A 23,951-nucleotide genomic window follows, 5' to 3' on the forward strand; every position below is an offset into this window, starting at 1 on the left:
GAATACTAACACCTGGTTTCGATATGTCTATTCGGTTGTCGTTTCCAGTTCAGCCCTGGCACAAGAAATATTTCGTATATCAACGATTGATAAACAATCGCAACTATAAACATAATCAATGATTAGGCATCCCTATAATAGCGGCTCATTTACCGATCTCGTTATGGCGAGGCTCCTGTACAAATACAAGTTACCGCCCTGCTGGTATCGAGAGAGACCACTCAGGGAAATACAGGCATCCATCGAATCAAGGTGTTGCCAAGGTAACTTCTGACGATTTCACCATCGGACAGATACGTTGTTCAGTGCTAAAACCAGGACGTAGGGATCTGCCTGTGCTAACCCTGTCTTGTTCGCCCCTATGAGAGATTTTTATAGGGAATTACACCATGTCATCTATGCCACTCTGCGCCGCTCATCATCCTATGCCGGATTTCAATGGCGACGCTATCGCCCAATATATGCGCACCGATTTTATTACTCTGCCGGACCATCTCAGCGTTAACGGCGCTCGCGAGTACTTTGTCTCCCAACTCAAAACGGATGACATCCCAGGCCAGGTCTTTGTTGTGGCTGGAAAAGCGCTGCGCGGGGTGTTATCCATCAAGCGCTTATTGCAGGAAAAAGATACGTCGCTGAACATCAACCATCTTACGGACAGCTGTTTATTTCATGTAAAGCCTGATGATGAACGGGCGCAGGTCGTTGCCGAGTTAGCCGAACGCGAAGTCGATCTGGTTGCTGTCGTTGAGAGAGGTGAGCTGGTCGGTTGTCTGATGGAAAAAGAGATCGCTCATCTACAGGAAGATGATGTTACCGAAGACGTTCAGCTTCAGGGCGCCACGCTACCGCTGGAAAAACCCTATCTGGAAATTAGTCCGTGGACATTGTGGAAAAAGCGTTCGGTCTGGCTCCTGCTGCTGTTTGTCGCAGAAGCCTATACCAGCAGCGTGCTTCAGCATTTTGAAGAGGCGCTGGAATCCGCAATTGCCCTGGCCTTTTTTATTCCGCTATTAATTGGTACTGGCGGCAACAGCGGTACGCAGATCACTTCGACGCTGGTACGTTCAATGGCGCTGGGAGAAGTGCGACTGCGCGATATGGGCCGGGTGATCCGCAAAGAAGTTTCAACTTCGCTGCTGATCGCTCTGACGCTGGGCCTGGCAGGGTGCTTGCGCGCGTGGATGATGGGCATCGGCATGGAAATCACGCTGATCGTCAGCCTGACGCTGGTTTGCATTACATTGTGGAGCGCCGTGGTGTCATCAGTGATCCCCATGGTGCTTAAGCGTATCGGCATTGATCCCGCCGTGGTTTCAGCCCCGTTTATCGCCACGCTTATCGACGGTACCGGGTTAATTATCTACTTTAAAATCGCCCAGCACTTTCTTGGTCTGAACTAATGATAACGCCCGGCAGCTCAGGTTGTCGGGCGTCACAGTCAGGCTGGCGCTAAATCTTGCGCACATGCCCAGGCGCTCGACCACGCCCACTGGAAGTTATACCCACCCAACCAGCCGGTGACATCCATCACTTCACCAATAAAGTACAGCCCTGGCACTTTGCGGGCTTCCATCGTGCGCGAAGACAGTTCGTTGGTATCCACGCCACCCAGCGTGACTTCCGCTGTGCGATACCCTTCGGTACCGTTCGGCTGCACCCGCCATTCAGTGAGCGTCTCCACCAGCGTTTGCTGATCGCGCACGTTAAGTTGTTTCAGCGTCGCATCCGGGATTTGCCCTAATTGCTGCAGGCATTCCACCAGACGTTTCGGTAACTGCATCGCTAACGTGTTCTTTAAGCTCTGATTTGGATGTGCGCTTCGTTGTTCGTCGAGAAAGCTCGCAAGGTCAACATCCGGCAACAAATTAATGCTGACAAATTCGCCGGGCTGCCAAAAACTGGAAATTTGCAAAACGGCCGGGCCTGAAAGCCCACGGTGCGTAAAGAGCAGGTTTTCACGAAATACGGTGCCGTCTTCAGCGGTGATAACGGAAGGAACAGACACGCCTGAGAGCACCTGAAGCTGCTCCAGCAATGGCTTATGCAACGTAAAGGGCACCAGGCCTGCGCGCGTCGGCAACACCTTCAGTCCAAACTGTTCGGCAATTTTATAACCAAACGGCGTTGCCCCCAGACCCGGCATGGAAAGCCCACCGGAGGCAATAACCAATTTTTTCGCACCGACCGTCATCCCGTTCAGTTCCAGAATGAAGCCATCATCATCCTGTGCGACGCTCAGGACTTCGCTACGTAACCGCATCGTAACGTTACCTTTTTCGCACTCGGCAACCAGCATATCGACGATTTGTTGGGCCGAATCATCGCAGAACAGCTGACCGAGCGTTTTTTCGTGCCAGGCAATGCCGTGTTTACCCACCAGATCAATAAAGTCCCACTGCGTATAGCGAGCCAGCGCCGATTTGCAAAAATGCGGGTTTTGACTCAAATATGCAGCCGGTTCCACATAAAGATTGGTAAAGTTACAACGACCTCCGCCGGACATGAGGATCTTACGTCCAGGCTTTTTACCATTATCAATCAGCAGTACTTGACTGCCTGCTTGCCCTGCCTGCGCGGCACAGAACATACCCGCTGCGCCAGCGCCTATAATAACGGTATCAAACCTTTCCACGTTGCGATCCTCTCTAAAAAGCGGGCGTGAATTGTAAAGATTCCTCAGTGGTCGCACCAGCACCAAACTATCAATAATAGGTATTTATATGAATTCTATAGGATAATTCTTTAGTGGTGTAAAACAAAGCAGGAGACAAATCAAAAAAACTCTATATTTCACTTTGCCCGCGCCGCCAAAGTCACTGATAATGCGCCGCGTTCATGTCCTCAAAATGGCGTAACGTCCTATGCTACATTTGTTTGCTGGCCTGGATTTACATACCGGGCTTTTATTATTGCTTGCTCTGGCTTTTGTGCTGTTCTACGAAGCAATTAACGGCTTCCACGATACAGCCAATGCTGTCGCAACCGTGATCTATACCCGTGCAATGCGTTCGCAATTGGCGGTGGTCATGGCTGCGTTGTTCAACTTCTTTGGTGTTTTGCTGGGTGGTCTCAGCGTAGCTTATGCCATCGTGCATATGCTACCAACGGATCTGCTGCTCAACATGGGTTCTTCACATGGCCTCGCCATGGTGTTCTCTATGCTTCTGGCGGCAATTATCTGGAACCTCGGTACCTGGTACTTTGGTCTGCCTGCATCCAGCTCCCACACGCTGATTGGCGCGATCATCGGTATTGGTTTAACCAATGCGTTGATGAACGGGACTTCAGTGGTGGATGCACTTAACATCCCGAAAGTGCTCAATATTTTCGGTTCGCTGATCATTTCCCCTATTGTCGGTCTGGTGTTCGCTGGCGGTCTGATCTTCTTGCTGCGTCGTTACTGGAACGGCACCAAGAAGCGGGCGCGTATTCACCTGACTCCTGCAGAGCGTGAAAAGAAAGACGGTAAGAAAAAGCCGCCGTTCTGGACGCGTATCGCACTGATCCTCTCCGCTATCGGTGTGGCGTTCTCTCATGGCGCTAACGATGGGCAGAAAGGTATTGGTCTGGTAATGCTGGTACTGATTGGCGTAGCGCCTGCAGGCTTCGTGGTGAATATGAATGCTTCTGGTTACGAAATTACGCGTACCCGTGATGCTATCAATAACGTCGAAACCTACTTCCAGCAGCGTCCTGATTTGCTCAAACAGGCGACCGGCGTTGATCAGTTGGTTCCGTCTCCGACGGAAACGGCGACAACGACCCCAGCAGAGTTCCATTGTCACCCGGCAAATACCATCAACGCGCTTGAGCGTGCAAAAGGTATGCTGGCGAACCTGGAAACCTACGACAAGTTAAGCGTTGATCAGCGTAGCCAGCTGCGTCGCATTATGCTGTGCATTTCTGATACGACCGATAAAGTCGTGAAACTGCCTGGCGTAAGCAGCGACGATCAGCGACTGCTGAAGAAACTGAAAACCGACATGCTGAGCACCATTGAGTACGCACCCGTCTGGATTATCATGGCTGTTGCTCTGGCTCTGGGCTGCGGTACGATGATTGGCTGGCGTCGCGTGGCGACCACTATCGGTGAGAAAATCGGTAAGAAAGGCATGACCTATGCTCAGGGGATGTCGGCACAGATGACTGCCGCAGTCTCTATCGGTCTCGCCAGTTACACCGGTATGCCTGTTTCCACCACGCACGTTCTCTCCTCTTCTGTTGCAGGGACGATGGTTGTTGACGGTGGCGGTTTGCAGCGTAAAACGGTAACCAGCATTCTGATGGCCTGGGTCTTCACCCTGCCAGCAGCGATTATGCTTTCCGGGGTGCTGTACTGGCTATCCCTGAAGCTAATCTAAGCGCATGCACAGTAAAAAAGCGGGTCAGCAAACTGACCCGCTTTTTTTGTATCTGTCGTTGACATCAGTGCCAGATAATCAGCGCGACCATACTGATTAACACCAGCCCACATAACGCGCTGGTAAGGATGAACTGACCGCGAACCCGCTCACAGCGGCGAATAAACTCATCGTCATGATGATCACGGTAACGCTGAGCGTAGATATACCACACCAGACGCATCTGCTTGTTAGGTTGCCCATGCGAGGTAAAAAAGCCGCCCCCATCAACATACTGGTAAAGTAATGGATCGCAACCACGAAGTACCACTAACAGTGCGCGTAGCGAAGAAAAATAACGCGCCATATTAACAATGCAAACGACACATAAAGCCCAGAATAACGCAATGGTGCTTATCATATCTCCTCCCCGGCGACCCGCCCACGGAACTCCTTTCCGGGACTACCGCTCCCCGATACCCTGCCAAACCATTCAGTGAAGAGCACAACCGAAACCGCTCGTGTTAGTGTCACGCATCCGAGCGCCTCTCTAAATAGTGTAGGAGATTAGTTAATTTTTTTGCCAGAAGGTTAATCACTATCAATGCAATTAACTAAAAAATTTGTTTAACTACTTGGCAAGCAAGGCGGATTGACGGATTATCCCGGTCGCTATAATGTAAGGATAGTCCTTAAAAGGTACGTTTTTACGACTGGGCTAGCCCCGCGCATAAAGTTCGCAGGACGCGGATGACGCGGCGGCAAATGAACGCCAGCAGGCTAGTCATCGACAACTTATGGAAGGAGTAACACTATGGCTTATAAACACATTCTTATCGCGGTTGATCTTTCTCCAGAAAGCAAAGTTCTGGTTGAAAAAGCGGTCTCTATGGCGCGGCCTTACAATGCGAAAGTCTCCCTTATCCACGTTGACGTAAACTATTCTGACCTGTACACCGGGCTAATCGACGTGAATCTGGGCGATATGCAGAAACGCATTTCTGAAGAAACCCACCACGCGTTAACCGAGCTGTCCACCAATGCAGGCTACCCAATCACCGAAACCCTGAGCGGTAGCGGCGACCTGGGTCAGGTTCTGGTTGATGCCATCAAAAAATACGACATGGATCTGGTCGTTTGTGGCCACCACCAGGATTTCTGGAGCAAGCTGATGTCCTCCGCGCGCCAACTGATCAACACCGTCCACGTCGACATGTTGATTGTTCCGCTGCGTGACGACGAAGAAGCATAAAACGCTGGCCGTCGGGAGATAACCCGGCGCGCTGCAAGTCGTTAAGCCTGTAAACGCCCGCCTGTGCGGGCGTTTTTGTTTTTATCATTCAGACACAATTAGTACATCAATCCAACAAACAAATCATAATTAGTGTGATCAACTAATTGGATCGAAATCTATCTCTATAATACTCTACGACTGCGGCCAATCACCGCAGTCTATAACAAAATAAGACTTTTTCGGCGCGTTTAAGCATACGCGTTCATACTTTTCGGGATGGCTTTGAAAGGCGAAGGAATATGAATACTACTGCACCTACGGGCTTGCTGCAGCAACCTCGTCCGTTCTTCATGATCTTCTTTGTGGAATTATGGGAACGATTTGGCTATTACGGCGTTCAGGGCATCCTGGCGGTATTTTTTGTTAAGCAACTCGGATTTTCTCAGGAACAGGCATTTGTCACCTTTGGCGCGTTTGCGGCATTGGTATACGGCCTGATCTCCATCGGCGGCTATGTCGGCGACCATCTTTTAGGTACCAAACGCACGCTGGTGCTCGGCGCTATCGTGCTGGCACTTGGTTACTTCATGACCGGGATGTCACTGCTCAAGCCCGACCTGATTTTTATTGCTTTGGGTACCATTGCCGTCGGTAACGGGCTGTTTAAAGCCAACCCGGCAAGCCTGCTGTCAAAATGCTATCCGCCGAAAGACGCCCGTCTGGACGGTGCTTTCACCCTGTTTTATATGTCGATTAACATCGGCTCGCTGCTGTCGCTATCGCTGGCGCCGGTGATTGCCGATAAGTTTGGCTACGCGGTGACCTACAACCTGTGTGGAGCCGGGCTTATTGTCGCGCTGTTGGTCTACTTTGCCTGCCGTGGAATGGTGAAGAATATCGGTTCAGAGCCAGACCATAAGCCGCTGAATTTCCGTAATCTATTCTGCGTGCTGGCCGGAACGGTAGTGATGGTATTTATCTGCGCCTGGCTGATGCACAACGTGCAGATTGCCAACCTGGTACTGATCGTCCTGTCGATTGCCGTGACTATCATCTTCTTCCGCCAGGCATTCAAACTGGATAAAACCGGACGCAATAAGATGTTCGTGGCCTTTATCCTGATGCTGGAAGCGGTGGTGTTCTACGTGCTGTACGCGCAGATGCCAACTTCGCTGAACTTCTTTGCTATCAATAACGTGCACCATGAAATTCTTGGTTTCGCCATCAACCCGGTAAGCTTCCAGGCCCTGAACCCGTTCTGGGTGGTACTGGCGAGTCCGGTGCTGGCCGCAATCTATACCCGTCTGGGAAACAAAGGCAAAGATCTGACCATGCCGATGAAGTTTACGCTTGGCATGTTCCTGTGCTCGCTGGGCTTCCTGACGGCCGTCGCTGCCGGAATGTGGTTTGCTGATGCGCAAGGGCTGACGTCGCCGTGGTTTATCGTGCTGGTTTATCTGTTCCAGAGCCTGGGTGAACTGCTGATTAGCGCCCTGGGACTGGCGATGGTCGCCGCTCTCGTGCCGCAGCACCTGATGGGCTTCATTCTCGGGATGTGGTTCCTGACGCAGGCCGCCGCCTTCCTGATGGGGGGTTATGTCGCCACGTTCACCGCCGTACCAGAGAACATCACCGACCCGCTGCAAACGCTGCCTATCTACACCAACGTCTTCAGTAAGATAGGCCTGGTCACCCTGGCGGTAACGGTGGTGATGGCGATTATGGTGCCATGGCTGAACCGCATGATTAATACGCCGAGCACCGAGCAATAACCTTCAGTGCCGGATGGCGGCTATTGCCCAATCCGGCCTACATTCAACATGCCCGGTCGCCTTGCGCTATCGGGCATTTTCACTCACTACCCTTTACGCGCGTCTATCCACTCCTGCACTTCCACCACAAAGGTGTCCGGCGCTTTGCGGTACATTTTGCGCGCCAAGTCCAGAATCGTATGCTGGCCGAGCGCTTCTTCCATCCGCTGCTGGGCCATGTCCATTACCGAACGCACACCACAAATGCCTTCACAGGCCCACTCTGGTGGATGCTCCTCAAATACCGCCAACCGCTGGCGAATTTCACGACATTCAAAGATGCGCTTATCACCATCAATAGCATTCACCACATCCAGCACGGTGATGTGTTCAGCAGGTTTAGCGAACTGGAAACCACCGCCCTTGCCTTCGATGCTGCGCACCAGACCCGCTTTGGACAGACGGGTGAAAATTTTAGCCAGGTAGTCATATGGCACACTTTGCAGTTCGGCAATTTCCCGCACGCTCATATCCCGCGCGTCGCCCTTACTGTCGACCATACACATCAGGCTATGAATGCCGTACTCAACCCCGGAACTGTAAAATGCCATTTTTATCTCAGCCAAAATGAATCTGAGTTTATTGTAGCTTTTTCATCTAAGGCATTCCAGAGAACAGAGTAACTCCTTATGAGAATAAAAAGATAAATAGATAATTATCAGATAGATAACAAAATACCCTGGCGCAATACAGAAAAAAGGATCAGGATCGCATTGCAATCCATAACTACGACCAATAAAATCCGAGTAAATAAATCGTAGTCACCAGTGAGATAAAACCAATGCAAAAACAAATTCTGATCGTGGGCGCCGGTTTTGCCGGTATGTGGGCAGCATTGAGCGCCGCACGCCTGGCGGATAAAAACCAGCAAACCATTGATATTACGGTGATTGCGCCTCAGCCAGAGCTGCGTGTACGCCCGCGTTTTTATGAAAGCGCGGTCCACTCGCTGGTCGCCCCGCTGCAACCGTTATTCGACGCCACCGGCGTTAACTTCCTGCAAGGTCACGTCGAGCAGATCCTCCCGGCCTCTAAAGAAGTCAGTTGGAAAGATGCCAACGGTGATATTCATCTACGCCGCTACGACCGCCTGGTACTCGCCAGCGGCAGTCACGTAAACCGCGACGCCGTTGCCGGTGCTGCAGAACACGCCTTCGACCTCGACCAGCTCGAAAGTGCCGCCGTACTGGAACAACACATTAAGGATCTGGCGCAGCAGCCAGAGAGCGAGGCTCGTAATACCGTGGTAGTCTGCGGCGGCGGCTTTACCGGGATTGAGATGGCGCTGGAATTACCGGGCCGTCTGCGCGAGATTTTGGGTGCCGATGCTAAGACCAGAGTTGTCGTAGTTGAACGCGGTGCACAGCCGGGCGCACGCTGGAGTCAGGAGCTGCGGGATGTCATCGCACAGGCATCAGCCGAACTGGGCGTTGAATGGCGGGTGAATACGGAAGTAGAGTGCGTGGATGCGTCCGGCGTAACGCTGAAAGATGGGCAGACCATCGCCTCACAGACCGTTATCTGGACGGTTGGCGTGCAGGCAAACGGGCTAACGGCACAAATTGACGCACCGCACGATCGTCAGGGCCGCCTGCATGTGGACGCAAACCTTCAGGTCATCGGCCATGATGATATCTATGCCACCGGCGATGTGGCTTACGCCGCCACCGATGACAAAGGTAATCACGCGCTAATGACCTGCCAGCACGCTATTTTACTGGGCAAATTTGCCGGTAACAACGCCGCCGCCAGCTTGCTGAACGTTGCGCCATTGCCGTATCGTCAGGAAAACTACGTCACCTGTCTGGATCTTGGCGCATGGGGCGCGGTATATACCGAAGGGTGGGATCAGCAGGTGAAACTGACGCGTGAAGACGCGAAGAAGCTGAAGGTATCAATTGTCAGTGAGTTGATATATCCACCGAAGGCTGACAAGGCCGTGGCGTTTGAGATTGCCGATCCTTATGCTCCGTTTGTTTAACCCGTGATGCCGGATGGCGGCTAACGCCTTATCCGGCCTACTAACGGCGCCGAACTGTAGGCCCGATAAGCGTAGCGCCATCGGGCACTATAGCTGACCATCTGGCCTATGCCGTTCCCGCATAAATATCGAACCGATGCCCTTTGGTAACTACCGCGTTCGGCGTGGCGACATCCGCCAGCGGCGGCGCGTAGTCCGGGCGCTTCACTACCACACGTTTAGTCGCCAGCTGACGTGCTGGTGCCAACAAACCATCGGCATCTAAGTCTGGCCCCACCAACGACTGAAACACGCGCATCTCTTTTTTCACCAGCGCGCTTTTCTGCTTATGCGGGAACATCGGATCGAGGTACACCACCTGCGGGCGCGGCGTGATATCGGTCAACGCCGTCAGACTGGACGCATGGATCAGTTGTAATCGCTCCTGCAGCCACAGCCCGATTTCCGGATCTGCATAACCACGGGCCAGGCCATCGTCGAGCAGCGCCGCCACCACCGGATTACGTTCCAGCATCCGTACATGGCAGCCAACGGAGGCCAGCACAAACGCATCACGCCCCAGTCCTGCGGTAGCATCTACCACATCTGGCAGGTAATCGCCTTTAATGCCGACAGCCTTCGCCACCGCTTCACCGCGGCCACCGCCAAACTTGCGCCGATGGGCCATGGCACCGCCCACGAAATCCACGAAGATACCGCCGAGTTTAGGTTCATCGCGTTTGCGCAGTTCCAGATGCTCCGCTGTCATCACCAACGCCATCAGGTTGTCTTCATCGTGCTCCAGTCCCCAGCGGGCGGCAAGAACAGATAAGGCGCCGTCTCCGGCGCCTGTTTCATCAAGTAAGCAGATTTTCACGCGAATAATCAGCCTTTAATCCCGTAATGCTCCAGCATTGCATCCAGCTGTGGCTCGCGGCCACGGAAGCGCTTGAACAGTTCCATAGGCTCTTCAGAACCGCCACGGGTGAGGATATTATCGAGGAACGATTGTCCGGTTTGACGGTTGAAAATCCCTTCATCTTCGAAGCGAGAGAAGGCATCTGCCGCCAGTACGTCGGCCCACAGATAGCTGTAGTAACCCGCCGCGTAGCCACCAGCAAAAATGTGGCTGAAGGCATGCGGGAAGCGACCCCATGTTGGGCCAGGCACCACGGCGACCTGTTTCTTGATTTCGGCCAGCGTGTCGAGGATTTTCGCCCCTTGCTGCGGGTTAAACTCAGCGTGCAGACGGAAATCAAACAGGCCGAATTCCAGCTGACGCAGAATAAACAGTGCAGCCTGGTAGTTTTTCGCCGCCAGCATTTTATCCAGCAGCTCCTTCGGCAGCGGTTCACCGGTCTCAAAGTGACCAGAAATAAACGCCAATGCTTCCGGCTCCCAGCACCAGTTTTCCATAAACTGGCTCGGCAGTTCGACCGCATCCCATGGCACACCGTTGATACCGGAAACACCGGCGGTTTCGATACGGGTCAGCATATGGTGCAGACCGTGGCCGAACTCGTGGAACAGGGTAATCACTTCATCGTGGGTAAACAGCGCCGGTTTACCGTTCACCGGACGGTTAAAGTTACAGGTCAGGTAGGCGACCGGTTTTTGCAACGTGCCGTCGGTTTTACGCATCTGGCCGACGCAGTCGTCCATCCACGCCCCGCCGCGTTTATGTTCACGGGCATACAGGTCGAGGTAGAAGCTGCCGCGCAGCTCGTTGTTTTCGTCATACAGCTCGAAGAAACGAACTTCCGGGTGCCAGACGTCAACATCGGCGCGCTCTTTGGCGGTAATGCCATAGATACGTTTAACCACTTCAAACAGACCGTTAACGGCTTTGTTCTCCGGGAAATAGGGGCGCAGCTGCTCGTCGCTGATACTGTAGAGATGCTGTTTTTGTTTCTCGCTGTAGTAAGCGATATCCCACGGCTGCAGCTCATCAACACCAAATTCCGCTTTCGCGAAGGCGCGCAGTTGAGCCAGCTCTTTCTCCCCCTGCGGACGGGCACGTTTCGCCAGATCGGTCAGGAAGTCGAGGACCTGCTGCGGGTTTTCCGCCATTTTGGTAGCCAGAGATTTAAAGGCGTAGCTTTCAAAGCCCAGCAGCTGTGCCAGTTCGTGACGCAGCGCGAGGATCTCTTCCATTATCGGGCTGTTATCCCATTTACCCGCGTTTGGCCCCTGGTCAGACGCGCGGGTGGAGTAAGCGCGGTACATCTCTTCGCGCAGCCCCTGGTTATCACAGTAGGTCATCACCGGCAGGTAGCTTGGGATATCCAGCGTTAACAGATAGCCTTCCTGCTCTTTGGCTTCCGCCTGAGCCTTCGCCGCAGCCAGCGCGCTTTCCGGCATACCTGCCAGTTCGGCTTCGTCGGTGACTAACTTCGTCCAGCCCATCGTGGCATCAAGGACGTTATTGCTGTACAAGTTGCCGAGCTCAGACAGGCGGGTGGCAATTTCACCATAGCGCTGCTGTTTTTCCTTCGGCAGGCCAATACCAGAAAGCTCAAAATCGCGCAGCGCGTTATCAACCGCTTTTTTCTGTGCGGTGTTCAGGGTGGCGTAATGATCGCCATCGCGCAGGTCGCGGTAGGCTTTGTACAGCCCCTCATGTTGCCCAACCCAGGTGCTGTATTCAGACAACAGCGGCAGCGTTTGTTCGTAGGCTTCGCGCAGCTCCGGGCTGTTTTTCACCGAATTCAGGTGACTGACCGGAGAGAAAATACGTCCCAGGACATCGTCCACTTCCGCCAACTGCTGGCAGAGATTTTCCCAGGTATACGGCGCGCCCTGCGCAACCACGCGTTCAACGTTTTCGCGGCAATCGTTTAGCGCCTTAGTCACAGCGGGCACGACATGCTCAGGCTGAATTTTAGAAAACGGTGGCAGTTCGAAGGGAGTCAGCAATGGATTGGTCATTAGCGCGGTCCTGTTGAAAAGAGTGAATGAAGCGCGTATCCGGCGCTGTACATATTATTTGTAGAATGGGGTTAAGTGTAGAGGATTTCAATGCTAACCGTGACGGAAAGACGCCCGGTGGTGCTGCGCTTACCGGGCCTACGGGTAATCTGTGCCAATCTGCTGTAAACTGTGGCAAATCGTCATTTCAGCGGAATTTCATTACCCATGCTCAGTTATCGCCACAGTTATCACGCAGGCAACCACGCCGACGTCCTGAAACACACCGTCCAGAGCCTGATCATTGAATCGCTCAAAGAGAAAGAAAAACCGTTTCTCTATCTGGACACCCATGCTGGTGCTGGCCGTTATCAGCTGAGCAGTGAGCATGCCGAACGTACTGGTGAATATCTGGAAGGGATCGCCCGTATCTGGCAACAGGACGATTTGCCAGCCGAACTGGAACCCTACATTGGCGTGGTGCAGCACTTCAACCGCAGCGGTCAGCTGCGCTACTACCCGGGTTCTCCGCTGATTGCCCGCCAGTTGTTGCGTGAGCAGGACAGCCTGCAATTGACAGAACTGCACCCGAGCGACTTTCCTCTGCTGCGCGGCGAATTTCAGAAAGATGAGCGCGCGCGCGTGGCCAAAGCCGATGGTTATCAGCAACTGAAAGCAAAATTGCCGCCGGTTTCACGTCGTGGGCTGATCCTTATCGATCCACCCTATGAAATCAAAAGCGACTACCAGGCGGTGGTGACCGGTATTAACGAAGGCTACAAGCGTTTCGCGACCGGCACCTATGCGCTGTGGTATCCGGTGGTTCTGCGCCAGCAAATCAAACGTATGATTCATGATCTGGAAGACACCGGCATTCGCCGCATCCTGCAAATTGAGCTGGCGGTGCGCCCGGACAGCGATCAGCGTGGTATGACGGCTTCCGGCATGATTGTGATTAACCCGCCGTGGAAGCTGGAACAGCAGATGAACAACGTCCTGCCGTGGCTACACAGCAAACTGGTTCCGGCAGGAACCGGGCACACCTCCGTCAGCTGGATCGTGCCGGAGTAATCGCAGCCATCGGTGGAACCTTTTAAATTCAGGTATACAATCGCGGATATTTTGGCGGATGGCATAACGCTTCTCCGCCCTACAATGAACATGAAGGAGCGGTCATGACCAAGCACTATGATTACATCGCTATCGGCGGCGGCAGCGGCGGTATTGCTTCCATTAACCGTGCGGCAATGTACGGCCAGAAATGCGCACTGATTGAAGCCAAAGCGTTAGGCGGCACTTGCGTCAACGTTGGCTGCGTACCGAAGAAAGTGATGTGGCATGCCGCGCAGATCCGCGAAGCTATTCATATGTATGGCCCGGATTATGGTTTCGACACCACTATCAATAAGTTTGATTGGGATAAACTGATCGCCAGCCGTACCGCCTATATCGATCGCATCCATACCTCTTATGATAACGTGTTAGGTAAAAATAACGTCGATGTCATTAAAGGCTTTGCCCGCTTCGTTGATGCTAAAACCATTGAAGTGAACGGTGAAACAATCACTGCCGATCATATTTTAATTGCGACCGGCGGCCGCCCAAGCCATCCGAATATTCCGGGTGTGGAATACGGCATCGACTCCGACGGTTTCTTTGAGCTGCCCGCGCTGCCGAAACGCGTGGCGGTCGTCGGCGCTGGCTACATCGCCGTTGAACTGGCTGGCGTGATTAACGGTCTGGGCGCGCAAACACATCTCTTTGTGCGTAAACACGCGCCGCTGCGCAGCTTTGATCCGATGATTGTCGAAACCCTGGTTGAAGTGATGAACACTGAAGGCCCGACCCTGCATACTCACGCTATTCCAAAAGCCGTGGTTAAAAATGCAGACGGCAGCCTGACTCTGCAACTGGAAGATGGTCGTAGCGAAACGGTAGATTGCCTGATTTGGGCGATCGGTCGTGAACCGGCAACCGACAACTTCAATCTGGCTGCAACGGGTGTGAAAACCAACGAAAAAGGCTACATCGTCGTGGATAAATACCAGAACACCAGCGTTCCGGGGATTTATGCCGTCGGCGATAATACCGGTGCCGTTGAACTGACGCCGGTTGCGGTTGCCGCAGGCCGTCGTCTGTCCGAACGTCTGTTTAATAACAAGCCGGACGAGCATCTGGACTACAGCAACATTCCAACCGTGGTCTTCAGCCATCCGCCAATTGGTACTGTAGGGTTAACCGAGCAGCAGGCACGCGAACAGCACGGCGATGACCAGATAAAAGTGTATAAATCATCGTTTACCGCGATGTATACCGCCGTTACCTCTCACCGCCAACCGTGCCGCATGAAGCTGGTCTGCGTTGGGCCAGAAGAGAAGATTGTCGGTATTCACGGCATCGGCTTTGGCATGGACGAAATGCTGCAAGGCTTCGCGGTGGCACTGAAAATGGGCGCCACCAAGAAAGACTTCGATAACACCGTTGCCATTCACCCGACGGCGGCAGAAGAGTTCGTGACCATGCGTTAATCGCACTTCATGAGTGTTAAAGGGCAAAGAGGGGTTAGCTCTTTGCCCTTAGTTACGTTTCCTCTATCAGTTCAAAAGTTGCAGCAGATAGCGGATCAGCTCCAGCAACGCGATTAACGCTCCCAGAACGATGATTGCTTTATCAATCACCCGTTTTCTCCATCAGATGGAGTGAGAATGCACCCGCTTACTCATCCATTGCCTGTCACGGGGCATGCTCCATTGTTAGATGATAACTATCTCACCCCGGCCAGAGCATCGGCCAACGGCACCACCCGTTTCGCCGATCAGGACTTAGAAAGCGTTTAGCGCGCGTCCGGAAGGGATAAGTTACAGAGCCAACTGGATAAATATACAGTTCTTTTAATCGTAACTGCCAGCGCATTCTTGCAATAGTACCGTTAAGGTAATAGGATTGAAGCGTTAGATGATAACTATCTCACTCCGGCCAGAGCCACCAACTCGGGCTGAAGCGTAAAAAAACCGACGTGAAGTCGGTTTTTTTACGCCCGAATCAGGACCAGGGCAAAGTCTATTTACCCTGCATATACGGCGTATACACCCCATTCAGACTCTCAAGGAATACCACAATATCGTCGATATCTTCCTGCGGCAGTTCCTTACCGACCTGATAACGCAGCATCAGTTTTACCGCGCCATCGAGCGTCGGTACATCGCCACGATGGAAATAAGGTGCAGTTAGCGCAACGTTACGCAGACCAGGCACTTTCTGACGCAGCTTGTCACGTAATTCATTCGTAACGTTCATCCGGCCAATATCTGCCGCGGTGACGTCACCAAAATTAAAGTCCTTTTTCAAACCCAATGGTTCAAATGAGCGTCCGCCTAAAATAATACCACCATGACAGGTCGCACACTTATTATCCTTAAACAGCTGATAACCCTTTTTTTGCTGGGCAGTTAACGCCGTTTCATCACCACGTAGCCATTTATCAAACGGCGAATTTGGCGTAATCAGCGTTTTTTCAAACTCAGCAATCGCATCAGTAATATTGTCACCACTAAATCCCTGCGGATAAACCGCGATAAATTGTTGCTTCAGAAGCGGATCTTTATCCAGTTTCTGGATAATTTCATCCCAGGATTTCGATGCCATTTCAATGGGATTTAACGGCGGGCCCCCCGCCTGAGCTTGCAACGTCGGCGCACGCCCATCCCAGAATTGCTCCACATTAAACACCGAGTTAAATACCGTCGGCGCATTAATAGGACCGACAGCGCCCCCCACGCCGATTGACGTTTTTCTGCCATCCACGCCGCCCGCATTCAGGGCATGGCAATGCGCACAAGAAATCGTGCTATCACCGGAAATCCGTGGGTCATGATAGAGCGAGAAACCGAGCGCCACTTTACGGGCATCTGTCGGGATACTTTCCGGTATCGGTTGAACCGGTTCATTGCGATGTTGAGCTGCCGTATCACTGCTGGCGTAGTACTGCTCACGTTGTTTTGCTACCCAGCCAAGAATCTCTTGGCGTTCAGCATCACTAATCTTACCGGCCCAGTGCAGCGCGGTATAACGCGTCGGCGGCATAGTATCGTACTGCATCACCCATTCAATTTTATTCAGATCGCTTTGCGAAACGGGTTTATCCGCGACCAGTGCCGCACGTACGGCTTCAAGATTGAAGGATTTATATCCCAGTTGAATATCGTAATTCATCAACTGTTTAGCGACAGGAAAAGAAGAATAGAAAGGTAATTCCGCTGAAGGGGTATGACAATAATCGCATCCTTTTTCGCGTAAAAACCCTAATACTTTATTATTTTCTTCCAGCGTAGAAGCCTGGACATCAGCTTGTTTACTACGTTGATTATCGTGATACCACACATAACCGGATAATCCAAAATAACAAATCACGATGCCTGCTATAGCCATCGCGGTAAGACGGGTAATGATTTTCATTATTTTACCCTCACCGTTGTGAGTTATTGTGACCCAGAAAATTAGAATAATTAATGCACCGTCTTTGTCAGACCTGACCATCATAGGAAATGGGGGGATTACTTTTTTGATAAGTATCAATCAATTACATGGGCGGGAACTATCGATAGAATAGCCTGCGCCTATTATAAGAATGAGCCGTTACCTGGTTCTATTCACACCTCGTTGCAATCGAATGTTCTGAAAATGAAATAGTTTTAGATTGTGAATAATTATAAATTTCTCATTGTTATCATTGGGATAGTTTTATTTCTTTATTATTGGAAAGCATAAAAACGTGATCGACCGCACGCTTTACTCACCCGGCATCGAAGCGAATGTCTACGCTTAACAGACAACCAGGCAATAGCCTTAGCATTTCAACAGTTACCGGAGGTCTTTCTCATTATGCTCAACCAGAAACTACCCCACGCCCCTTCAGAAGAACTGACGATCGACGTCGATCTACTTTATGAAATGGATCCGTGCGAGTTAAAGCTGGATGAAATGATTGAGGCGGAGCCTGAACCGGAAATAATTGAGGGACTTCCCGCCTCGGACGCGTTAACCCCCGCCGATCGTTACCTTGAGCTTTTTGAACACGTCCAGTCATCAAAACTGTTTGCTGATAGCAAAACCTTTCCAGACTGCGCACCCAAAATGGACCCGCTGGATATTTTGATTCGCTATCGCAAGGTTAAACGCCACCGGGACTTTGACCTGCAACGCTTTGTCGAGAACCATTTCTGGCTGCCGGAAACCCCCACCAGCGAATATGTTTCCGACCCTGAAAGCTCGCTGAAAGAGCATATTGATCAACTGTGGCCCGTGCTGACTCGCGAGCCGCAGGATCATATTCCCTGGTCTTCGCTGCTGGCGCTACCGCAGTCATACATCGTGCCAGGCGGACGCTTTAGCGAAACCTACTATTGGGATTCCTACTTCACCATGCTGGGTCTTGCGGAGAGTGGCCGGGAAGACTTACTGAAATGTATGGCAGATAACTTTGCCTGGATGATCGAAAACTATGGTCACATCCCGAACGGCAACCGCACCTACTATCTGAGCCGCTCCCAGCCACCGGTCTTCGCGCTAATGGTCGAACTGTTTGAAGAGGATGGCGTACGCGGTGCGCGTCGTTATCTTGAACATCTCAAAATGGAGTACACGTTTTGGATGGATGGCGCCGACTCGCTGGTGCTTAATCAGGCGTACCGCCACGTGATCAGAATGCCGGACGGTTCTCTGCTCAACCGCTATTGGGACGATCGTGATACCCCGCGCGATGAGTCCTGGCTTGAAGACGTAGAAACGGCTAAGCATTCAGGCCGACCACCTAATGAGGTTTATCGGGATCTGCGTGCAGGTGCGGCCTCCGGTTGGGATTATTCATCACGTTGGTTGCGCGATGCCGGTCGCCTCGCCAGTATCCGCACCACCCAGTTCATCCCGATTGACCTGAATGCGTTCCTCTACAAGCTGGAAAGTACGATTGCGAACATTTCTGCATTAAAGGGAGAGCGAGATACCGAAGCGTTGTTTCGCCAGAAAGCCAGCGACCGCCGTGCCGCCGTGAACCGCTATTTGTGGGACGACGAAAATGGCTGCTATCGCGATTACGACTGGCGACGTGAGCAAATGGCCCTCTTCTCTGCCGCCAGCATCGTTCCGCTGTATGTCGGCATGGCGACCCACGAACAAGCTGACCGACTCGCCAACACGGTACGCAGTCGCTTACTCACGCCAGGCGGCATTTTAGCAACCGAGTATGAAACCGGTGAACAGTGGGATAAACCCAACGGCTGGGCACCGCTGCAATGGATGGCGATTCAGGGATTTAAACTGTATGGCGATGACCATCTCGGCGATGAGATAGCCCGTAACTGGCTGAAAACGGTTAATATTTTTTATCAGGAACACCACAAGCTAATCGAAAAATACCATATCGCTGACGGCACGCCGCGCGAAGGCGGCGGTGGGGAATATCCGTTGCAGGACGGCTTTGGCTGGACGAATGGCGTGGTGCGCCGATTAATCGGTTTGTACGGTGAACCGTAAATGTCTGACGGCCTGATGCCACGAAATGCATCGGGCCGTTAGTTAATGGCATCGTACAGCGCGGTGTGGATTTTCTGCCATTTCTTGTTCTCTGCATTTGGATCTGCACGCACACGCAGTTGGGCCTGTTCCACATCATATAGCTGACGAGCAACGACCTCCGGTGTCGAGCAGAAACTTTGTAGGTAGCTTTTATGCAGTGACGTCAGTGATGCACCATTCGACATGGCATGACTGATCGTAGTCATAAACTGCTGGCAGGGTTTAGCCTCATCCATCTGTGAGGGATACCGCAGCAGCAGCTTCAGAACTGCGGTGTTCCCTGCGGAAAATGCCTGCTCCGTCCACGCCAGCTTCCAGTCCATCCCCCCTTGCAGGAACAGTGACGTGACGCGGGTATCGTTGCGATCGATAGCCGCTCGCATATTAAAGGTATCCCATGTAATGCCCATTCGGGTCACCGAGTCTCGCGCGGAAGGCGCATCACGCCGCGGCTCTTCCTGCACTATCTCAACAGTTTGCCCTGAAGATGCTTGCGGTGCAGGTGCATTAAATAGCCAGAAAGCGCCCAGCGAGATCGCCAGAACCATGACACCGACAGCCACCCACAGCATGCCGGAAATCAGCTGTTCACGCTCTTCGGCCGTGCGCTGCGCTCGCTTTTCAGGAGGATCGATACTGTCGGCAATTTCCTTTTTATCGCCTCCAGCCTGCTCGTCTTTTTGCCTTGCCGTTTCCCAGAATTGACGAACCGTCGGCTCATCAGATTCCAGATACGATGCAGGATTGATACGCGTTCGGCGCTCTTCAAACGCCCGCTGCACAGAATGCGTAATTTGTTGGTACTGGTAATTTAACAGCATCAGCTGTACTGACGTCAGCGGTTGCTGAGCAATGACAGCGTTTCGCGCCAGTCGGCAATCATCCAGAAACATTCGCAGCGTTAAGCGCGGTTCGACAAACAGCATCAACACTGACGTATCATTAAAAATCTGCGTAAAGTGGCGAACAAATAGCTTCTTATCGACCACCATCAACGCCAGTTCGCTAAACAACATGCCGTCCAGCGCATCACGCCCTTCGCCCAGCTTTAACCAGCGACGCAAGCGTTCGGCGCCAAAGTGCTGCTTCAGGAAACTGTTTAGCGGATGCTGATCTGGCCATACCCGGGCGACGAGGGCTTTGAGCGTTAACTCTATTGCGCGAAGCTGACGCTGCGCCCACATCTGCGCATCCGGCCCCCCGATTTCGATATCGGTTTGATAGTTCAGGAGCGGCTGTTGCTGGCGTAATTGCTCCAGTGCTGCCACAAAACGCAGCGCGGAAATCAGCTGGTTTTCACTGACATCCTGACCGCTTTCATACTGAGGCACGCTCTGTTGAAGATGGCGTAAACGCAACGTGAACTGGCTGAGTTGTGCATCATTCATCTGCAAGCGTCTGGCGACAGCCCCCCAACCGCCCAGGTTCAGTCGGGCCTGATCGAGTTGCTCCAGAAACCAACGCGGATCTTTGCCTTCTGCCACATGTACGCCTAACAGCAGCAAAATTTCCACCGACGCCTGACGGATGATCCCCAAACAGTGTTCAAATGGCGCACATGTCGCCTGTAACGCGCTATTGGTCATTATCTTCCCTAAAAGAGCCCAGAAAGGTGCAGCCTCACGATGTATTTCGTTATCTTTTTATAAACGTGGCACAGCGCAGAATTGTGCCGCTGTAGACCAGAATACATTCATATAACAAATAAATGCGTTTTACAGTGACAACGGCAAAATCATTGAAATTTATTCTGGAGATAAACCCGTGTCTGTGTGGAAAACAGCGCGACAATCCCCAATGACGAAGGGTGACTGGCTATGTCTGGTAAGACGCAGCAACGTATCGGGAAAAGTGCCTGAGATGACAGGATGTTCAGCCGGTTAAAACGTGAATGCCGCCCCTTAAGTCGTAAGACGTTTATGGCCAAAAATGGCCATATGGCAACTACGTCTGTTGATAATTATCTTTATACTGTTTTTCTTTTAAGAGAAATCATTATGCCGCATTGCGCCGCTCATTTTACCTCCGCCGGTATTGGATTTATCAAGCAATGGCAGGGCCTGTCGCTGGAAAAGTATCAGGATAAAAATGGTGTATGGGTCATTGGCTACGGGCATGAAATTACACCCGATGAAACCTTTGTTACCCCCATTTCAATGGCGCAGGCAGAATCTCTGCTGCTCACGGATCTGGATATCTGCAAAGCATTAATACGCACAAATAAACCTCAGCTTAACGACCCGTTTCAACAAGAAGTCTTTATTGCGTGGATGTTAAGTGTTGGGATAACGCGCTTTTGTCACGCAGAAATGTGGTCGGTTAATATTTCACAGCCAGATAGCGTCTGACCGTGAAATAAATATCAATTATAGAAATTCATTTAACATCATTGCCGCCTGAGTACGGTTTTTAACTTCCAGGCGCTGATAAAGTGACTCAAGGTGGGCTTTTACCGTTCCGGTACTGATATTTAACAGCCGACCAATTTGTTTATTTGACTCACCAGCCGCCAGCATGGTCAGGATCTCTCGCTGGCGGGCGCTTAATGTTTTTATATTTTGCCTGCTGCTATCGTTTGTCGCTAAGTGATCCCTGGGAAGAAACATCATGCCCATCGCAACGCTGTTAAGCGCCAGAATAAAGGTTTCTGCATCAGAGTCACGTGGTACAATGGCCAGCACGTTTAATTGCATCACATCCTGCAGCCATTTCTTACTGCAATCAGTGGCTGAGATCAGCACCTTCACCGTTGAAAAAGAGTGTGCAATCTGTTGCAACAAGCTGCAGCAAAACTCACCGTCGAGATCACCGTCCAGCATAAGTAGCGCATCCGGGGTGTTTTCCAGTTTTTGCCAAAGGTCATCTGCCTGACTGACACCCTGAACATTCACTCCTGGAATTCGTTGCTGCAAACTTACATTCATTCCATGAATAAATATTGACTGCCTGTCAAACATTATTACCTGCATTATTAACTCTCCGTCTAAAAAAATAGTAGCCTTGAGACGCGAAAGGGTATTCTTCATAAGGAAAAATAAGAACTCACCATTTGGCAGGGGTCATTCTACCGATAAGCAAAGAATAGAAAAGCAAGAGTTATGAATAGTTACAGCTCAAGAAAAAGGATTACACAAAGCGGGCAGAACAGGATAGATTTCTGAGACATTCCTCATTTATCGAGGGTCAGAATTCCTTATTAATATTATTTTTCAGAGAATACATTTTTAGCTTAAAATAAGACATCCTGAACAAATAATAAATATGTTACAAATTACAATATAGCATTAAGTGCTTATTCAACAGCTACCGCAGTCTATTGAATAAGCACGTTGCCGCATTACAGGAACATCCCGCCAGATACCTCAATACGCTGTGCAGTCATCCAGGCGAGTTCATCGCTGAGCAACGCGGCGATGGCATCACCGATGTCATCCGGTAGCCCGACGCGTCCCAGCGCCGTTTGCGAGGCAATATACGCATTCAGTTGCGCGTTATCACGCACATTCCCACCGCCGAAATCAGTTTCAATCGCGCCCGGCGCAATAATATTCGCCGTAATACCGCGTTCCCCCAACTCTTTAGCCTGATACCGGGTAAGCACTTCCATCGCCCCTTTCATGGCGGCATAGGCGCTGTAGCCCGGTAGGGCAAAACGCGCCAGACCGGTCGAGACATTGAGGATCCTTCCCCCTTTGTTCATCAGCGGAAGAAGACTCTGCGTCAGGAAAAATGGCCCCTTAAACTGGATGCTCAGCAGTTGGTCAAATTGCGCTTCGGTGAATGCAGAGTACGGCGCAGTAATGCCGATTCCGGCGTTGTTCAATAAATAATCAAACCCTTCGTTTTGCCACTGCGTCTTTAAGGTTTGCTTCATCTGTTCAACGAAGGATGGGAAAGTTGAAATATCTCCGACATTTAACGGTAATGCCGCTGCTTTTCCACCAGATTGCCGAATTTCATCCACAACCTGCTGCGCCTCTTTTTCATTACTGTTCCACGTCAGGACGATACCCATTCCTTTGTTCGCCAGCTTAAGTGCCGCGTTTTTACCGAGCCCACGACCGCCACCGGTCACTAATGCGATACGTTGCGTCATAAGAAACCTCATTTCAGGTGTTGTGATGATTGAGACAAAGCTTATTAGGTGGTAGAAGAACAATAAATATCGCTAATTGCGCATTACTGTTTCATTCAGAACAACAATAGGGCATGGAAATGGATAAAATTCACGCAATGCAGTTGTTCATCCGCGTCGCAGAACTGGAGAGTTTTTCGCGTGCGGCAGACACCCTTGGACTTCCTAAAGGTAGCGTATCGCGCCAAATTCAGGCCCTGGAAAATCACCTGGGCACGCAGCTTCTGCACCGCACCACCCGGCGCGTTCAGCTGACGCAGGACGGCATGATCTATTACGAGCGTGCAAAAGATCTGTTGAGCAATCTGGATGAACTGGATGGGTTATTCCATCACGATCCAGCCAGTATCAGCGGTAAGCTGCGCGTCGATATGCCGGTTGGCGTGGCGAGAAATCTGGTCATGCCCCGCCTGCCCGCCTTTTTGCATCAATATCCCGGGCTGGAGCTCGAACTCAGCAGCAGTGACCGCCTGGTAGACTTAATTCGTGAGGGTTTCGACTGCGTTGTCCGCGTTGGCACGCTGAAAGATTCAGGCCTGATTGCGCGTCCGCTGGGAAAACTCACGCAGGTCAACTGCGCCAGCCCGCAGTATCTCGCCAGATTTGGGTATCCAGAAAGCCTGGAGGATTTAGCCTCGCACGCGGTGGTGCACTATTCGGTCAATTTGGGAACGCGTGCGCAAGGCTTCGAAGTGGCAACAGACAGCGGCGCTAAATGGGTCAAAACCGGCGGCATGCTGACGGTGAACAGCACCGAAACCTATCATGCCGCATGCCTTGCCGGGCTGGGCATTATTCAGGTACCACGCGTCGGGGTGCGTGAAGCCCTTCGCGCCGGTACGCTGGTTGAAGTGTTGCCGCAATATCGGGCCGAACCCATGCCCGTTTCTTTGCTCTATCCACATCGCCGTAACCTTTCCCGCCGGGTACATCTGTTCATGGAATGGTTGACCGGTGTGATGAAAGACTATGTGGATTAGCCCATTTT

At 51.7% G+C, this 23,951-nt stretch carries 21 protein-coding genes and 1 riboswitch; of the genes, 11 read left to right on the forward strand and 10 right to left on the reverse strand.

Annotation, left to right across the window (positions count from 1 at the left end; translation table 11 throughout):
• Window positions 1–150: 150 nt before the first annotated feature.
• A riboswitch (M-box (ykoK) riboswitch) is annotated at window positions 151–334 on the forward strand.
• A 55-nt stretch (window positions 335–389) separates the two neighbouring features.
• The gene (locus tag OGX91_RS08350) at window positions 390–1,403 is read left to right on the forward strand and encodes a magnesium transporter (protein WP_040231669.1); all 1,014 of its coding nucleotides are present in this window, start codon (window positions 390–392) and stop codon (window positions 1,401–1,403) included.
• A gap of 38 nt (window positions 1,404–1,441) precedes the next feature.
• On the opposite strand, the gene OGX91_RS08355 is transcribed toward OGX91_RS08350, so the two are convergent.
• The gene (locus OGX91_RS08355; RefSeq protein ID WP_182289677.1) at window positions 1,442–2,635 is read right to left on the reverse strand and encodes a BaiN/RdsA family NAD(P)/FAD-dependent oxidoreductase; all 1,194 of its coding nucleotides are present in this window, start codon (window positions 2,633–2,635) and stop codon (window positions 1,442–1,444) included.
• Window positions 2,636–2,864: 229 nt separating this feature from the next.
• Between OGX91_RS08355 and pitA the strand changes: the two genes are divergently transcribed.
• Window positions 2,865–4,364, forward strand: a complete 1,500-nt coding sequence (gene pitA / locus OGX91_RS08360) for an inorganic phosphate transporter PitA (protein WP_286625939.1) — start codon at window positions 2,865–2,867, stop codon at window positions 4,362–4,364.
• Between the two features lie 64 nt (window positions 4,365–4,428).
• Here the strand turns inward: pitA and uspB are convergent, their stop codons facing one another.
• The gene (gene uspB / locus OGX91_RS08365; RefSeq protein WP_003023371.1) at window positions 4,429–4,764 is read right to left on the reverse strand and encodes a universal stress protein UspB; all 336 of its coding nucleotides are present in this window, start codon (window positions 4,762–4,764) and stop codon (window positions 4,429–4,431) included.
• Between the two features lie 393 nt (window positions 4,765–5,157).
• On the opposite strand from uspB, the gene uspA reads away from it, so the two are divergent.
• Window positions 5,158–5,595, forward strand: coding sequence for a universal stress protein UspA (gene uspA, locus OGX91_RS08370; RefSeq protein WP_003023368.1), 438 nt, complete (start codon window positions 5,158–5,160; stop codon window positions 5,593–5,595).
• Window positions 5,596–5,876: 281 nt separating this feature from the next.
• Window positions 5,877–7,349: a dipeptide/tripeptide permease DtpB gene (gene dtpB / locus OGX91_RS08375; RefSeq protein WP_286625941.1), complete on the forward strand. Its 1,473-nt coding sequence runs from the start codon at window positions 5,877–5,879 to the stop codon at window positions 7,347–7,349.
• Between the two features lie 86 nt (window positions 7,350–7,435).
• Here the strand turns inward: dtpB and OGX91_RS08380 are convergent, their stop codons facing one another.
• Window positions 7,436–7,939, reverse strand: a complete 504-nt coding sequence (locus OGX91_RS08380; RefSeq protein ID WP_286625943.1) for an RrF2 family transcriptional regulator — start codon at window positions 7,937–7,939, stop codon at window positions 7,436–7,438.
• A gap of 230 nt (window positions 7,940–8,169) precedes the next feature.
• On the opposite strand from OGX91_RS08380, the gene OGX91_RS08385 reads away from it, so the two are divergent.
• Window positions 8,170–9,369, forward strand: coding sequence for an NAD(P)/FAD-dependent oxidoreductase (locus OGX91_RS08385; RefSeq protein WP_286625945.1), 1,200 nt, complete (start codon window positions 8,170–8,172; stop codon window positions 9,367–9,369).
• Window positions 9,370–9,475: 106 nt separating this feature from the next.
• On the opposite strand, the gene rsmJ is transcribed toward OGX91_RS08385, so the two are convergent.
• Window positions 9,476–10,225: a 16S rRNA (guanine(1516)-N(2))-methyltransferase RsmJ gene (rsmJ, locus tag OGX91_RS08390; protein WP_286625947.1), complete on the reverse strand. Its 750-nt coding sequence runs from the start codon at window positions 10,223–10,225 to the stop codon at window positions 9,476–9,478.
• Between the two features lie 8 nt (window positions 10,226–10,233).
• The gene (prlC, locus tag OGX91_RS08395) at window positions 10,234–12,276 is read right to left on the reverse strand and encodes an oligopeptidase A (RefSeq protein WP_286625948.1); all 2,043 of its coding nucleotides are present in this window, start codon (window positions 12,274–12,276) and stop codon (window positions 10,234–10,236) included.
• Between the two features lie 207 nt (window positions 12,277–12,483).
• On the opposite strand from prlC, the gene OGX91_RS08400 reads away from it, so the two are divergent.
• Window positions 12,484–13,326 (forward strand): 23S rRNA (adenine(2030)-N(6))-methyltransferase RlmJ, encoded by an 843-nt coding sequence (locus OGX91_RS08400; RefSeq protein ID WP_005122498.1) that lies wholly within the window; start codon window positions 12,484–12,486, stop codon window positions 13,324–13,326.
• A gap of 104 nt (window positions 13,327–13,430) precedes the next feature.
• The gene (gorA, locus tag OGX91_RS08405) at window positions 13,431–14,783 is read left to right on the forward strand and encodes a glutathione-disulfide reductase (protein ID WP_040231656.1); all 1,353 of its coding nucleotides are present in this window, start codon (window positions 13,431–13,433) and stop codon (window positions 14,781–14,783) included.
• A 66-nt stretch (window positions 14,784–14,849) separates the two neighbouring features.
• On the opposite strand, the gene dinQ is transcribed toward gorA, so the two are convergent.
• Window positions 14,850–14,933: a damage-inducible type I toxin DinQ gene (gene dinQ, locus OGX91_RS08410; protein ID WP_003837776.1), complete on the reverse strand. Its 84-nt coding sequence runs from the start codon at window positions 14,931–14,933 to the stop codon at window positions 14,850–14,852.
• 27 nt (window positions 14,934–14,960) lie between these two features.
• Here dinQ and OGX91_RS08415 point away from each other — a divergent pair, with 27 nt between their 5' ends.
• Entirely contained in the window at window positions 14,961–15,092 is a 132-nt protein-coding gene (locus OGX91_RS08415; RefSeq protein WP_005122496.1) for a hypothetical protein, read from the forward strand.
• Window positions 15,093–15,315: 223 nt separating this feature from the next.
• On the opposite strand, the gene OGX91_RS08420 is transcribed toward OGX91_RS08415, so the two are convergent.
• On the reverse strand, window positions 15,316–16,710 hold the full coding sequence (locus OGX91_RS08420) for a cytochrome-c peroxidase (protein WP_286625950.1): 1,395 nt from the start codon (window positions 16,708–16,710) through the stop codon (window positions 15,316–15,318).
• 426 nt (window positions 16,711–17,136) lie between these two features.
• Here OGX91_RS08420 and OGX91_RS08425 point away from each other — a divergent pair, with 426 nt between their 5' ends.
• The gene (locus OGX91_RS08425; protein ID WP_199947395.1) at window positions 17,137–18,786 is read left to right on the forward strand and encodes an alpha,alpha-trehalase; all 1,650 of its coding nucleotides are present in this window, start codon (window positions 17,137–17,139) and stop codon (window positions 18,784–18,786) included.
• Window positions 18,787–18,824: 38 nt separating this feature from the next.
• Here the strand turns inward: OGX91_RS08425 and OGX91_RS08430 are convergent, their stop codons facing one another.
• Window positions 18,825–20,414, reverse strand: a complete 1,590-nt coding sequence (locus OGX91_RS08430) for an STY4199 family HEPN domain-containing protein (protein WP_199947394.1) — start codon at window positions 20,412–20,414, stop codon at window positions 18,825–18,827.
• 411 nt (window positions 20,415–20,825) lie between these two features.
• On the opposite strand from OGX91_RS08430, the gene OGX91_RS08435 reads away from it, so the two are divergent.
• The gene (locus OGX91_RS08435; RefSeq protein ID WP_040231649.1) at window positions 20,826–21,176 is read left to right on the forward strand and encodes a glycoside hydrolase family protein; all 351 of its coding nucleotides are present in this window, start codon (window positions 20,826–20,828) and stop codon (window positions 21,174–21,176) included.
• Between the two features lie 18 nt (window positions 21,177–21,194).
• Here OGX91_RS08435 and OGX91_RS08440 read toward each other — a convergent pair whose 3' ends face one another.
• Window positions 21,195–21,797 (reverse strand): helix-turn-helix transcriptional regulator, encoded by a 603-nt coding sequence (locus tag OGX91_RS08440; protein ID WP_005122485.1) that lies wholly within the window; start codon window positions 21,795–21,797, stop codon window positions 21,195–21,197.
• Window positions 21,798–22,165: 368 nt separating this feature from the next.
• Complete coding sequence (locus OGX91_RS08445; RefSeq protein WP_040231646.1) at window positions 22,166–22,924, reverse strand: SDR family NAD(P)-dependent oxidoreductase; 759 nt, start codon at window positions 22,922–22,924, stop codon at window positions 22,166–22,168.
• 119 nt (window positions 22,925–23,043) lie between these two features.
• On the opposite strand from OGX91_RS08445, the gene OGX91_RS08450 reads away from it, so the two are divergent.
• Window positions 23,044–23,943: a LysR family transcriptional regulator gene (locus tag OGX91_RS08450; protein ID WP_199947393.1), complete on the forward strand. Its 900-nt coding sequence runs from the start codon at window positions 23,044–23,046 to the stop codon at window positions 23,941–23,943.
• Window positions 23,944–23,951: the final 8 nt, after the last annotated feature.

It is taken from the genome of Citrobacter sp. Cpa228 (assembly GCF_030333085.1).
GTDB lineage: Bacteria > Pseudomonadota > Gammaproteobacteria > Enterobacterales > Enterobacteriaceae > Citrobacter > Citrobacter pasteurii.

What these genes read in the sequence shown, in the direction of transcription:
- OGX91_RS08350 (WP_040231669.1), top strand. Translation starts at nt 390, where the DNA reads ATGTCATCTATGCCACTCTGCGCCGCTCATCATCCTATGCCGGATTTC.
- pitA (WP_286625939.1), top strand. Translation starts at nt 2,865, where the DNA reads ATGCTACATTTGTTTGCTGGCCTGGATTTACATACCGGGCTTTTATTA.
- uspB (WP_003023371.1), bottom strand. Translation starts at nt 4,764, where the DNA reads ATGATAAGCACCATTGCGTTATTCTGGGCTTTATGTGTCGTTTGCATT.
- uspA (WP_003023368.1), top strand. Translation starts at nt 5,158, where the DNA reads ATGGCTTATAAACACATTCTTATCGCGGTTGATCTTTCTCCAGAAAGC.
- dtpB (WP_286625941.1), top strand. Translation starts at nt 5,877, where the DNA reads ATGAATACTACTGCACCTACGGGCTTGCTGCAGCAACCTCGTCCGTTC.
- OGX91_RS08380 (WP_286625943.1), bottom strand. Translation starts at nt 7,939, where the DNA reads ATGGCATTTTACAGTTCCGGGGTTGAGTACGGCATTCATAGCCTGATG.
- OGX91_RS08385 (WP_286625945.1), top strand. Translation starts at nt 8,170, where the DNA reads ATGCAAAAACAAATTCTGATCGTGGGCGCCGGTTTTGCCGGTATGTGG.
- prlC (WP_286625948.1), bottom strand. Translation starts at nt 12,276, where the DNA reads ATGACCAATCCATTGCTGACTCCCTTCGAACTGCCACCGTTTTCTAAA.
- OGX91_RS08400 (WP_005122498.1), top strand. Translation starts at nt 12,484, where the DNA reads ATGCTCAGTTATCGCCACAGTTATCACGCAGGCAACCACGCCGACGTC.
- gorA (WP_040231656.1), top strand. Translation starts at nt 13,431, where the DNA reads ATGACCAAGCACTATGATTACATCGCTATCGGCGGCGGCAGCGGCGGT.
- OGX91_RS08415 (WP_005122496.1), top strand. Translation starts at nt 14,961, where the DNA reads ATGCACCCGCTTACTCATCCATTGCCTGTCACGGGGCATGCTCCATTG.
- OGX91_RS08420 (WP_286625950.1), bottom strand. Translation starts at nt 16,710, where the DNA reads ATGAAAATCATTACCCGTCTTACCGCGATGGCTATAGCAGGCATCGTG.
- OGX91_RS08425 (WP_199947395.1), top strand. Translation starts at nt 17,137, where the DNA reads ATGCTCAACCAGAAACTACCCCACGCCCCTTCAGAAGAACTGACGATC.
- OGX91_RS08430 (WP_199947394.1), bottom strand. Translation starts at nt 20,414, where the DNA reads ATGACCAATAGCGCGTTACAGGCGACATGTGCGCCATTTGAACACTGT.
- OGX91_RS08435 (WP_040231649.1), top strand. Translation starts at nt 20,826, where the DNA reads ATGCCGCATTGCGCCGCTCATTTTACCTCCGCCGGTATTGGATTTATC.
- OGX91_RS08440 (WP_005122485.1), bottom strand. Translation starts at nt 21,797, where the DNA reads ATGCAGGTAATAATGTTTGACAGGCAGTCAATATTTATTCATGGAATG.
- OGX91_RS08445 (WP_040231646.1), bottom strand. Translation starts at nt 22,924, where the DNA reads ATGACGCAACGTATCGCATTAGTGACCGGTGGCGGTCGTGGGCTCGGT.
- OGX91_RS08450 (WP_199947393.1), top strand. Translation starts at nt 23,044, where the DNA reads ATGGATAAAATTCACGCAATGCAGTTGTTCATCCGCGTCGCAGAACTG.